The organism is Megamonas sp. (genome assembly GCF_986095205.1).
Genome location: NZ_CFQVBI010000052.1, coordinates 24,446 through 36,701, shown reverse-complemented (window position 1 = coordinate 36,701; position 12,256 = coordinate 24,446). Strand labels below are relative to the sequence as shown.

The window sequence follows — 12,256 nt, the reverse complement described above, 5'->3', positions numbered from 1 at the left end:
TTGAAATAATTCATTATGGAAACTAAATTAAATTCATTAAACATCATTGATGATTTAGTCATCAATCCCCAATTTAATAAATCAAAAATAAAAAAACTTCTTGATGAATTATCTCAAGAAGCCTATGCAGGGCCGCTTAGCAAATATCTATTTGCAGCGGCTCGCTTTGTTCGCGAAAAATCATACGGACATAATGTCTTTTTGCGCGGTCTTATTGAATTTACCAATTACTGCAAAAATGATTGCTATTATTGCGGTATTCGCTGTTCTAATCATAAAGCTACTCGCTATCGCCTATCCTTAGAAGAAATATTATTATCTTGTGAAATAGGCTATAAAAATAATCTTCGCACCTTTGTCTTACAAGGAGGGGAAGATATGTATTTTTCTGATGATAAAATGATACAAATAATTAAAGAGATAAAAAATAAATATCCCGAATGTGCTATCACTTTATCCATCGGTGAAAAAACAAAAGCAAGCTATCAAAAATATTTTGACGCTGGAGCAGATAGATATTTACTTCGTCATGAAACAGCTAATATTTCACATTATCAAAAACTTCACCCAGCAAAAATGGATTTAAATAATCGCTTAAACTGCCTAAAAAATTTAAAAGATATTGGCTATCAAGTGGGAGCCGGTATGATGATTGGCTCGCCATATCAAACTTTAGCTGATTTATTGAATGACTTAGAATTTTTAAGTGATTTTCGTCCTCATATGATAGGCACTGGCCCTTTTATTCCGCATGAGCAAACACCGTTTAAAGATAAAACAGCAGGTAGCGTTGATTTGACTTTAGTCATCTTGGCTATAATTCGTTTATTACTGCCTAAAGTTTTATTGCCAGCAACAACTGCACTTGCCACATTAGCTCCGAATGGAACTATAAAAGGTCTTGAAGCTGGCGCTAATGTCATCATGCCTAATATTTCACCTTTAAATATTCGTTCACTTTATACTTTATATAATAATAAAAAAATAACAGGTGGCGAATCTTTAGAAGGTATCATAAAATTAACAAATGCCTTGCAAGAACATGGCTATCATGTAACCTCTAGTAGAGGCGATAGCTTAATGTCTTAATATATATTTCTAAAGAAAGAAGTTGATAGATTTGTACAATCCAAAATCCTCTAAAGCAGAAGAATTTATCAATCATGAAGAAATTTTATCTACTCTTGCTTATGCTGATGAACATAAACATGATAAAGCTTTAATCACTGAAATTTTAGCTAAAGCAAAACTTGAAAAAGGTCTTTCTCACCGCGAAGCTTCTGTGCTTTTAGCTTGTGATATTCCTGAACTCAATGAAGAAATTTTCGCTCTAGCAAAAAAAATTAAAGATGATTTTTATGGCGATAGAATTGTTCTATTCGCGCCACTTTATCTTTCTAATTACTGTGTTAATGGCTGTGTATATTGCCCTTATCATGCTAAAAATAAACATATCGCTAGAAAAAAATTAACTCAAGAAGATATCAAACGCGAAGTCATCGCCCTTCAAGATATGGGACACAAACGCCTTGCTTTAGAAACAGGCGAAGACCCAGTAAATAATCCTATCGAATATGTACTTGAAAGCATCAAAACTATTTATAGCATAAAACATAAAAATGGCGCTATTCGCCGTGTTAATGTCAATATCGCTGCTACAACTGTTGAAAATTATCGCAAATTAAAAGAAGCAGGTATCGGCACTTATATTTTATTCCAAGAAACTTACCATAAAGAAAGCTATGAACAACTTCACCCAACAGGGCCAAAACATAATTATGCTTATCATACAGAAGCTATGGATAGAGCTATGGAAGGTGGCATTGATGATGTTGGCTGTGGTGTATTATTTGGCTTAGAAAAATATCGCTATGAATTTGCAGGTCTACTCATGCACGCAGAACATCTTGAAGCACGCTTTGGCGTAGGTCCTCATACTATCAGCGTTCCTCGTATCCGTCGTGCTGATGATATCGATCCATCTACTTTTGATAATGGTATTGATGATGATACTTTTGCCAAAATCGTAGCTTGTATCCGCATTGCTGTTCCTTATACTGGCATGATTGTTTCCACTCGTGAAAGCCAAGCTTGTCGTGAAAAAGTATTGCAACTTGGTATCTCTCAAATCAGTGGTGGCTCTCGCACTAGCGTTGGTGGCTATGCCGAAAAAGAAGCTCCCGAAGAAAATTCCAGCCAATTTGATGTAAGCGATAATCGCTCCTTAGATGAAGTCGTAAATTGGCTTATGAAATTAGGTTTTGTACCTAGCTTCTGTACAGCTTGCTATCGTGAAGGTAGAACAGGAGATAGATTTATGAGCTTATGCAAAAGTGGTCAAATCTCCAATTGCTGTTTACCTAACGCTTTAATGACACTTAAAGAATATCTTTGCGATTATGCTAGTAATGATACAAAACAAGTGGGAGATAAATTAATTCATGAACAATTAGCGCAAATTAAAAGCGATAAAGTTCGCGATATCGTAACTAAACAACTTCATTTAATCGCTGAAGGTCAACGTGATTTCAGATTTTAATAAAAAATAAGGTGTATATTATGGACTTAAATCAAACTCCACTTGCCAATCGCACCCATATCGCTTTTTTTGGTATTCGTAATGCTGGTAAATCTAGCATTATGAATGCCTTAACTAATCAAAATATCGCTGTAGTTTCTCCAGTCAAAGGAACGACAACAGACCCAGTGCATAAAGCCATGGAACTTTTACCACTTGGCCCTGTAAATATCATTGATACAGCTGGTCTTGACGATATTGGCGAACTTGGCAAATTGCGTATAGAAAAAACTAAACAAATTTTAAATAAAACTGATATCGCTATTTTAGTCATTGACGCTACTTTAGATTTTACCGATTTTGACCGAGATATTTTAAAATTAATCACTGATAAAAACATTCCCTATATCGTAGCTTATAATAAAGTCGATTTAGTGCCTGATTTCAAACCACAAAATGAAAATATTAAACAATATGTATATATCAGTGCCAAAGAAAAAACAGGTATTGAAGAATTAAAATCTAAACTTGTACAAGTAGCCAAAACTAAACAAGAAAAATTTATCTTAAAAGATATCGTAAATCCCAAAGATACTGTAGTGTTGGTAATTCCTATTGATAAAGCAGCTCCTAAAGGGCGACTTATTTTACCACAACAACAAGTAATCCGTGAATTACTCGATATTGGTGCTACTGCCATCATGACTCAAGATGATAATTTAGAACATACTTTAGCCAATCTAAAAACTAAACCAAAACTCATCATCACAGACAGCCAAGTTTTTGGCAAGGTAAATAAAATCGTTCCTCAAGATATAGAATTAACTTCTTTTTCAATTCTCTTTTCTCGCTATAAAGGAGATTTAAAGCGACAAGTAAATGCTGTTAAAATCTTAGATACTATCAAAGATGATGATAAAATTTTAATTGCTGAAGGCTGTACACATCACCGCCAATGTGATGATATTGGCACTGTGAAATTACCTAATTGGATAAAAAATTATACTAAAGCCAACCCAGAATTTATTTTTACCTCTGGCACAGAATTTCCTGATGACTTATCTAAATATAAATTAATCATTCACTGCGGTGGCTGTATGCTCAATCAAGCGGAAATGCAATCAAGATTAAAAAAAGCTCATGAGCAAAATATACCCATGAGCAATTATGGTACTACTATTGCCTACATTCACGGCATTTTAAATAGAACCTTACATGTATTTTCTGATTTTTAATTTCATAAATTATAATTTTATTCTGCGTGCTACAGTTTTAATAACTTTAGCACCTTTATTTTTTATACTGCGAAGTGGTCTAAGTGGTGCAATACGAATTTTTATACGTGGTTTAACATCTTTGACCGTACCAAAATCGCCACGTTTTAAATAAGTCATTCTTATTTTTTCTGGCTTCATTAATTTTTTCAAAGCCTTAATTGCTTTTTCAGGTTTACCATCTTCTTGGCAAATAAATACATCGCTAGCAACATATTTTAATTTTGGATACGTACGCACTACTGCATGACCTTCTTGAAGTAAAATAAATACAATAGCTTGTTCTTCATTCCATAATTGAGCACGAACTTCTATCGGTGTATATCCAGCCATATTCATCGCCATGTCCAAGGACTCACGCAAATCTTCATAATTACTTAAATCTTTATTTTTACAATCGTACATATCTACAGTTAATTGTCTAGCTAAAATCTTCACATCGCTTCTCTCCCTGCCTTAAAATTTACTAATATTATATCATAGCTATAAAAATTATTATATATATCAATCGATTAATAATATATAATAATTATAGAATATATTAGCTTTAAGGAGTGATTTTTATGTTAAAAAAAGTTATGACTTTAATATGCTTTTGCTGTTATCTTTGCTTTATGCAAATAGGTTTTGCTCAAGACATTATCAAACAAGAAACACCCCAAAAACAGACATTGAAAGTGGCTATTTTACCTACGCTTTCCAGTAGTCAACGTTATCCAGATGTCAATCAATTACTCTATAACAATTTAACCCAAGAAATGCATGTTCCTCTAAATGATACCTTACAAGCAGTTGAATATATTGATGAAAACAGTATTTATGCTGCGATAAAACAATCCAACTTTACTTATAATCAAAATCTTGATACACTAAAAGATACAGCTGATTTATTAGATGCTGATGTCGTAGTTGGTTATACTATCCCTACTATGTATCAACATTATTATCATTCCATCTCTCGTTTAGATGGTTCTCCGCTTTTAAATAGTTATATATCAGTAAATCTTTGGGTATATTATCGCCCATTGAATAAAACATTTAAAATCTCTGATAGACGTCAATATTTTGATGAAATCTCTACATGGGGAATGTTAACAGAACTTGCTAAAGATGCTTCATCAAATCTCAATAAAAAAGCTGAACTAAAATCGCTATTAAAACAATCAATAAAAATAAAGAAAGGTGAATTATAATATGAATATCACTTACTCTCAAGAAAAAAATTTTGATGCTAAAACTCTTTTAGATTTCTTCACAGTATCTGGTAATCCTGATGCTAAATACGAAGAAACATTAGTTGAAGCTATCAACAATGCAGGCACTGTAGTTTCTGCATGGGATAAAGATACAAATGAACTTGCTGCACTTATCACTGTAGTTGATGATGGCAAAATGACAGCTTATATTCGCTATCTCGTTGTTGCACCAAACTATCGTGGTAAAGGCATCAATGATGAATTAATTGCTCAAGTAAAAGCTAAATACGAAAATTATCCTTATCTTTTTGCTTTTGCTCCAGATGATTTCCATGCTTCCTTCTTCTCCAAATTAGGATTTAATGTATTAGATGGTGCTAAAGTATTAGCTCGTTAATTTATAATACTAATACAAAACCGCATTTATTAACTTAAGTGCGGTTTTATTTTATACATATCGAGGTGTTTATCTATGGAATTAACTACTCTTTTATATTTTTTGATAGCTTCCGTGCTTCTGACTTTAGCACCTGGACCAGATATCATGTATTTACTTGCTAAAAGTCTAGCTGATGGCACTAAAGCTGGTATTAGCTTAGCCTTAGGCTTAACGACTGGCCTTATCTTTCATACAACGCTTGTAATCATCGGTGTTGCTGCTATCATTCAACAATCACCACTTGCCTTTGCCACCTTAAAATATATTGGTGCTGCTTATTTATTATATCTTGCTTGGGGAGCATTCCATGCTCAAGGCAATTTAAAATTAAACGCTGTAAATAATAGTACTTCCTTTTTTAAATTATATCGTCGTGGGCTCATCATGAATGTTTTAAATCCTAAAGTATTATTATTTTTCTTAGCTTTCTTACCTCAATTTGTCAATTTAAATTCTGATAGCGTCAGCCTTCAAATTGCATTTTTAGGATTTATCTTTGGCTTACAAACACTTATAATATTTTCCCTAGTCGCTATCTGCGCTGGCAAAGTTCGTGACTATATTTTAAACGTAAAAAACTTCAACAAAATAATGGGCTATATTCAAGGTATTGTTTTACTCTTTATCAGCTTAGCCCTAATCATAAGTTAATTTAAAAAGCTCTTGATTTTAGAAATACCTCTAATTTTTCAAGAGCTTTCTATATTCTTTAGGTGTCATTTTCATATACTTTTTAAATAATTTACTATAATAACTAGTATTACTAAATCCAACTTTTAAAGATATCTGTAAAATTGATAATTCTTTATCTTGTAATAAATAAAGACTTTGTTGAATACGATAATGCAAGATATACTCAAATATACTTTCTTTCATAAACTTTTTAAAACTATGACTGCAATCACTTATAGATATATGTAAATTATCAGCTATATTTTGCAAAGTTATCTTTTCTGCATAATGTTTATGTATAAATTGCGTTATCTGCTTTATTTTTATTAATTGTTTATAATAATTTCTATCTATATCTATTTCAATTTCACTTTCAAAAGCTTCCCATAAAATTTGCCATAATTTTAACAGATGTTCCTTTATCTCTAATTCATAAAATAAATTCTGTTTTCGGTAACATTTATCAATATACTTTACTTGTTTTATTATTTTCTTTTCTAATTTATTTTCTGGTAAACACACAAAAGATGATAAATTTTTACTGTAAATAACAGGCAATACATATTTTTTATAAATTAATTCTTCCTCATTAGCTAAAAAATGTATATTAAAAGTCATTGCAAAATATTTACATTCTTCTTTATTGATATGTTCACCTCTATGAAAAGTATTCGCATTGATAAATAGACATTGCCCTTTCTTTAATTCATAAATTTTATCATTGACCTGATATCTCATCTTACCTTGATATACATATGTAAACTCTACTTCTTTATGCCAATGACAAGCAAATTTTCCATTATAATATTGCCAAATATCTTCATATCCTATTCTAAAAGGAAATTCTACATTACCATGTTGCTTTAATTCTTGTTTATTTTTATCTATTAATAAATCTCTCATTTTCAATTCACTCACTTTATAAAATTTGCAAGATATTTATATATTTTAATTATATAATAACACAAATAAAAACCTCCATTTATTATAATAAAGAAAAATAACAGGAGGTTATATTTTCATGAGTGAATTATCTAAATGCTTACAAGGTAAACAATTTAATTGTATTGATGATGAATTAGTTTCTATTATTACTAAAGCTCGCAGACTCACCAAACAATACAATCAGACTAAATTTGAAGATACCATACAAAAAGACAATATTCTATCTGAATTATTTGCCAAAATAGGTAACAATGTAAAAATTGATGTACCTTTCTATTGTGATTATGGTCAACATATTTCTATTGGCAATAATGTAATTATCAATATTAATTGTACCTTTGTTGATTGTAATAAAATAACTATTGGCAATAATGTTTTAATCGCTTCTAATGTTCAAATTTATACAGCTACTCATCCTGTAAATATTAGTGACCGTCTACTTGATAATTGGTCTTATAATAATCCACACGCATTTTTCAATACGTATGCTTTACCTGTAACAATAGAAGATAATGTTTGGATTGGTGGTGGTGTTATAATTTTACCAGGAGTGACTATCGGTAAAAATTCAGTAATTGGCGCTGGAAGTGTAGTTAATAAATCAATACCACCTAATTCATTAGCTGTTGGCAATCCATGTAAAGTTATCCGTAAAATCAATAATAAAAATTAAACAAAAAACCAGTAGATATATAATCTACTGGTTTTCTTATCTTATAATTAATTTTTAATTAATTTTCAATTGGTTTCATTGTTGGGAATAAGAGTACATCACGAATAGAAGAGCTGTCTGTTAAGAACATTACTAAACGGTCAATACCGATACCAAGACCACATGTTGGTGGAAGACCATATTCAAGAGCTGTGATATAATCATGGTCCATCATATGAGCTTCGTCATCGCCACCTTCACGAGCTTTTTGTTGATCAATGAAACGTTGTTCCTGATCAATTGGATCATTTAACTCGGAGAAAGCATTTGCAAGTTCACGACCATAAATAAACATTTCAAAACGGTCAGTGAATGCAGGATTTTCTTTATTGCGTTTTGAAAGTGGAGAAACTTCTGTTGGATATTGTGTTACAATAGTTGGCTGAATTAAAGTAGATTCTACTTTTTCATCGAATACTTCATATAAGATTTCGCCAATAGAATGTTTACCTTCACAAGGAACAGCTAATTCTTGTGCAATTGCTTGTGCTTCTTCTAAAGTCTGAACTTTGCTGAAGTCTTTGCCTGTAGTTTCTAAAACAATATCATTCATTGTAACACGACGGAAATTACTTAAGTCAATTTCTGTACCTTCATAAGTAATTTTAGTTGTGCCACAAGCATCCATTGCAGCTTGTTTAATGATACCTTCTGCTAAGTCCATTAATTCATTGAAGTCTGCATATGCTTGATATACTTCGATAGATGTGAATTCCGGATTATGTCTTACGTCAATACCTTCATTACGGAAAATACGACCAATTTCATAAACACGTTCAAAACCACCAACTACAAGACGTTTTAAATATAATTCTGTAGCGATACGAAGATACATATCAATATCAAGTGCATTATGATGAGTGATGAATGGACGAGCATTTGCACCACCAGCGATTGGGCTTAATACAGGTGTTTCAACTTCTAAGAAGTTACGACTATCTAAATAGTTACGAATAGATTTAATGATTTTTGTACGTGTGATGAAAGTCTGACGTACATCTGGATTTACGATTAAATCTAAATAACGTTGACGATAACGAGTTTCTACATCTTTTAAGCCATGGAATTTTTCTGGTAATGGACGAAGGGACTTCGCTAAAATAGAGAAATCAGATACTTTGATAGTGATTTCGCCACGATGTGTTTTGAATAAAGTACCTTCCACACCGATGATATCACCGATATCTAATAATTTAAATTCACCATATTTTTCTTCGCCAAGGTTATCAAGACGGAAATATGCCTGAATTTTTCCGCTAAGGTCAGAAACAACAGTGAAGCTAGCTTTACCATGACCACGAACAGCCATTAAACGACCAGCTACACGCACTACAGTTTCTTCTCCTAAAGTTTCAAATTGGTCTAAAAGTTCTTGAGCATGATGAGTTACATCATAACTACGACCAAATGGTTCAATACCTTTATCTATGAAAGCTTGCATCTTATCACGACGCACCTGCATAAGTTCATTGATATCTTGTTGTTTTTCTTCTATATGCTGTTTTGCCAACGAAAGTCCTCCTCTTCTTATTTTTTAATTTCTACAATTTTATATTCTAAAGTACCAGCTGGCACTTTTACTTGAACTACTGTTCCTACAGTTTTTCCTAAGATAGCCATACCAACAGGAGATTCATTGGAGATTTTACCTTCTGTAGTATCTGCTTCTGTAGAACCTACGATTGTATATGTTTCATCTTCATCATATTCCATATCTTTGATTACTACAGTATTACCAAGATGTACTACATCTTTATTGCTATCATCAGCTTTGATGATTTCACTATTTCTAATCTGGCTTTCTAAAGTGAGAATTTCACCTTCAATGAAAGCCTGTTCGTTTTTAGCATCATCATATTCAGAGTTTTCACTAAGGTCGCCTAGTGCGATAGCTGCTTTCAAACGGTCAGCAACTTCTAAACGACGGACACTTTTTAAATATTCAAGTTTTTCTTCTAGCTTCTTTAAGCCTTCTTCGGTCAAAACTACTCGCTTATCTGCCATTTTAATGCTTCCTTTCAGTCATACAATTCATTATACAAAATCATACAATAGTTAAAAATAATAGAAGAAGTGCCAAGCTAACGCCTGACACTACCTTTTTGCAATCAGCAAATATTATATAGGTTTTACGGTATTTTGTCAATTTTTGACAGTAGTTTTTGAGACATTTATACTATACATATCATAGAAAAATTTGTCTTTTACTTGTAAAAATTTATAATGAAAAGGAGTTTTATTATGCGACTTTATCTAATTATTCTCTGCCTTTGTTTTAGTATCCTTTCTATGGGTATGACCTTTGCTCCTACAAAAAATAATTTGCACTACAACAACTTAGCTTTAGGTGATAATTATGAAGATATGATTGCTCAATTTGGTACGCCTCGTTATGATGAACAAAACTATCTTTGGGGTCAAAAAATCACATATTATGTTTATAAAAATAATAACAAAATTGGCATAAATAATGATACTAAAAAAATAGTTGATATGATTATTGTTGATGATACTTATAATCACAACGACAAATTAAAAACTGGCATGACTTCCTATAAAATAGAACAAGTATTTGGTAAAGCAGACAGACAAATGTTTGAAGGCAATACTTGCTATATTTATAAAAATGAGGCTAAAGAAAAACTCATCATTCAAGTCGAACCTACAGATAAATATTTAGAAAGCTTCCGCATAACTAATTTACCAGTTGAATTACCTATAGATACAACTGAATATCTTCCTGATGATGCCACTGACGAAACAGAAAATCCTTTAATGGCAGATAAACAAATCGATACTTCTGCTGTTAGTACTCCTGCTAAAGATAAATTCCAAATAAATTATAATTATTCCTTCACAAAATAAGCTTTAGCTTGTTTTACATCTTTTTTCATTTGATTTAATAATGCATCAACAGAAGTAAATTTTATTTCCCTACGAAGCATTTTTAGAAAATCAACACGTATGATTTGTCCATAGATAGTTTGTTGAAAATCAAAAATATTTACTTCCACGCGACGGCTGATATCTTCAAATGTTGGATTTGTACCTACGCTAGCTACAGCTTGATATTTTTTCCCTTCCACATAAGCCTCAACAACATAGACACCATTTGGCACCATAGCACGTTCTGCTTTTATGGCTAAATTAGCAGTTGGAAAACCTAATAAACGACCACGTTTTTTTCCATGAATTACTTCTTCATCTATGCTAAATGGCTTACCTAACATTTTATTTGCACAATCTAAATCACCTTCAGCTAATGCTTTACGAATGACAGTGCTACTTACCATATTATTATGGCAATAAATAAAATGTTGCATATATGCTTTAAAACCATATTTTTCTCCAAGTTCTTTTAATAAATCCGGTGTTCCTAATCCTTTTACCCCAAAACTATAATTAGGACCTGTAACTAAAAATTTAGGAGATAAATAATCTTTCAACATTTTAACGAAAGCTTCTGGTTCCATCTGACAAAGTTCTAGATTAAATTCAATATTAAATAAAAAATCTACACCTAAAGCTTCAATATCTCTAATCTTGGCTAAAGTATCATTGATAATCAAAGGTTTACGCTTTGGAGCAATCACAGATAACGGGTGATTACTAAAGGTAAATACAGCACTTAATCCTTGATTTTCTTTAGCCAATTTGACAGCTTGCATTATGACATTTTGATGACCTATATGTACACCATCAAAAGTCCCTAAAGCAACAGCCAAATTTTTACCTTGCAAATTTAAATTTTTTATATCCAAAAGCGAGGAAAAAACTTGCATACAATTCTACCTCTTTACTACTTAAAATTTATATATAATTTAGAATAACATACTTCATCTAAAAAATAAATCTATACGCAAAGGAGCCTTGTTATGGGCAAAATAATTTTAATAACTGGTGGTGCTCGCTGTGGCAAAAGCAGTTTTGCCGAAGATTATGTAAAAACTCACGGTCAAGATATCGCCTATATCGCCACCTCACAAATCTATGATGATGAGATGGCTTATCGCGTGAAATTACATCAACAACGCCGTCCTAGTTCATGGCAAACTTTTGAAGCACCATTTCACGCTGAAAAAGCTATCCATAAAGCTTTTTGTCATCACGATATAATTCTATTTGATTGTTTGACACTTTATTTAAGCAATTATCTTTGCAGTGAACAAACACAAGCATACTCTATGGAACAATTATCTGCTGGAGCTAAGGATATGATGTCAGCTCTAATTGAAGCAGTACAAGCACAAAATACAGATAAAACATGTGTATTTGTAACTAATGAAGTCGGTTCTGGCATAGTTCCCGAAAATGCTCTTGCTAGAAAATATCGCGATTTAGCAGGACTTTGCAATCAACAAATCGCTAAAGCTTCCACTGAAGTTTATCTCGTTGTTTCTGGTATTCCTGTAAAAATAAAATAATTTTTATATTTATATTTTATGTTTTTTCATCTATTATATAAATTATTCTCGTCAGTTCGTTTCTTTTGAATGAATA

The 12,256-nt window shown here is 31.8% G+C and carries 14 protein-coding genes; 9 read left to right on the top strand and 5 right to left on the bottom strand.

Features of this window, described 5'->3' with window-relative positions:
- The first annotated feature begins 15 nt into the window (after positions 1 to 15).
- The 3 genes from hydE to hydF are packed head-to-tail and all read left to right on the top strand — an operon-like array spanning position 16 to position 3,753.
- Positions 16 to 1,089 (top strand): [FeFe] hydrogenase H-cluster radical SAM maturase HydE, encoded by a 1,074-nt coding sequence (gene hydE, locus AC5LAX_RS07275; RefSeq protein ID WP_288909562.1) that lies wholly within the window; start codon positions 16 to 18, stop codon positions 1,087 to 1,089.
- Positions 1,090 to 1,120: 31 nt separating this feature from the next.
- Entirely contained in the window at positions 1,121 to 2,539 is a 1,419-nt protein-coding gene (hydG, locus tag AC5LAX_RS07270; protein ID WP_288909563.1) for a [FeFe] hydrogenase H-cluster radical SAM maturase HydG, read from the top strand.
- Positions 2,540 to 2,559: 20 nt separating this feature from the next.
- Entirely contained in the window at positions 2,560 to 3,753 is a 1,194-nt protein-coding gene (gene hydF / locus AC5LAX_RS07265) for a [FeFe] hydrogenase H-cluster maturation GTPase HydF (RefSeq protein WP_288909564.1), read from the top strand.
- A gap of 9 nt (positions 3,754 to 3,762) precedes the next feature.
- Here the strand turns inward: hydF and speD are convergent, their stop codons facing one another.
- Positions 3,763 to 4,230, bottom strand: a complete 468-nt coding sequence (gene speD, locus AC5LAX_RS07260; protein WP_008538945.1) for an adenosylmethionine decarboxylase — start codon at positions 4,228 to 4,230, stop codon at positions 3,763 to 3,765.
- Between the two features lie 125 nt (positions 4,231 to 4,355).
- Here speD and AC5LAX_RS07255 point away from each other — a divergent pair, with 125 nt between their 5' ends.
- The 3 genes from AC5LAX_RS07255 (at position 4,356) to AC5LAX_RS07245 (ending at position 6,078) form a co-directional block, all read left to right on the top strand.
- The gene (locus AC5LAX_RS07255; protein WP_022228298.1) at positions 4,356 to 4,985 is read left to right on the top strand and encodes a hypothetical protein; all 630 of its coding nucleotides are present in this window, start codon (positions 4,356 to 4,358) and stop codon (positions 4,983 to 4,985) included.
- Between the two features lies 1 nt (position 4,986).
- Positions 4,987 to 5,385, top strand: a complete 399-nt coding sequence (locus AC5LAX_RS07250) for a GNAT family N-acetyltransferase (protein ID WP_008538947.1) — start codon at positions 4,987 to 4,989, stop codon at positions 5,383 to 5,385.
- A 75-nt stretch (positions 5,386 to 5,460) separates the two neighbouring features.
- On the top strand, positions 5,461 to 6,078 hold the full coding sequence (locus AC5LAX_RS07245) for a LysE family translocator (RefSeq protein ID WP_008538948.1): 618 nt from the start codon (positions 5,461 to 5,463) through the stop codon (positions 6,076 to 6,078).
- A 30-nt stretch (positions 6,079 to 6,108) separates the two neighbouring features.
- On the opposite strand, the gene AC5LAX_RS07240 is transcribed toward AC5LAX_RS07245, so the two are convergent.
- On the bottom strand, positions 6,109 to 7,002 hold the full coding sequence (locus AC5LAX_RS07240; RefSeq protein ID WP_288909565.1) for an AraC family transcriptional regulator: 894 nt from the start codon (positions 7,000 to 7,002) through the stop codon (positions 6,109 to 6,111).
- A gap of 118 nt (positions 7,003 to 7,120) precedes the next feature.
- Here AC5LAX_RS07240 and AC5LAX_RS07235 point away from each other — a divergent pair, with 118 nt between their 5' ends.
- The gene (locus AC5LAX_RS07235) at positions 7,121 to 7,717 is read left to right on the top strand and encodes a sugar O-acetyltransferase (RefSeq protein WP_118035687.1); all 597 of its coding nucleotides are present in this window, start codon (positions 7,121 to 7,123) and stop codon (positions 7,715 to 7,717) included.
- 58 nt (positions 7,718 to 7,775) lie between these two features.
- Here the strand turns inward: AC5LAX_RS07235 and lysS are convergent, their stop codons facing one another.
- Both lysS and greA read right to left on the bottom strand, forming a co-directional pair.
- Entirely contained in the window at positions 7,776 to 9,218 is a 1,443-nt protein-coding gene (lysS, locus tag AC5LAX_RS07230; protein ID WP_370763773.1) for a lysine--tRNA ligase, read from the bottom strand.
- Between the two features lie 65 nt (positions 9,219 to 9,283).
- Positions 9,284 to 9,760: a transcription elongation factor GreA gene (greA, locus tag AC5LAX_RS07225; protein WP_008538956.1), complete on the bottom strand. Its 477-nt coding sequence runs from the start codon at positions 9,758 to 9,760 to the stop codon at positions 9,284 to 9,286.
- Positions 9,761 to 9,997: 237 nt separating this feature from the next.
- Between greA and AC5LAX_RS07220 the strand changes: the two genes are divergently transcribed.
- The gene (locus AC5LAX_RS07220) at positions 9,998 to 10,621 is read left to right on the top strand and encodes a hypothetical protein (RefSeq protein WP_008538957.1); all 624 of its coding nucleotides are present in this window, start codon (positions 9,998 to 10,000) and stop codon (positions 10,619 to 10,621) included.
- Here the strand turns inward: AC5LAX_RS07220 and AC5LAX_RS07215 are convergent.
- Positions 10,603 to 11,538, bottom strand: a complete 936-nt coding sequence (locus AC5LAX_RS07215) for a bifunctional riboflavin kinase/FAD synthetase (protein WP_008538958.1) — start codon at positions 11,536 to 11,538, stop codon at positions 10,603 to 10,605. The genes AC5LAX_RS07220 and AC5LAX_RS07215 overlap by 19 nt on opposite strands.
- Positions 11,539 to 11,631: 93 nt before the next feature.
- On the opposite strand from AC5LAX_RS07215, the gene cobU reads away from it, so the two are divergent.
- Complete coding sequence (gene cobU, locus AC5LAX_RS07210) at positions 11,632 to 12,180, top strand: bifunctional adenosylcobinamide kinase/adenosylcobinamide-phosphate guanylyltransferase (protein ID WP_115150952.1); 549 nt, start codon at positions 11,632 to 11,634, stop codon at positions 12,178 to 12,180.
- Positions 12,181 to 12,256: the final 76 nt, after the last annotated feature.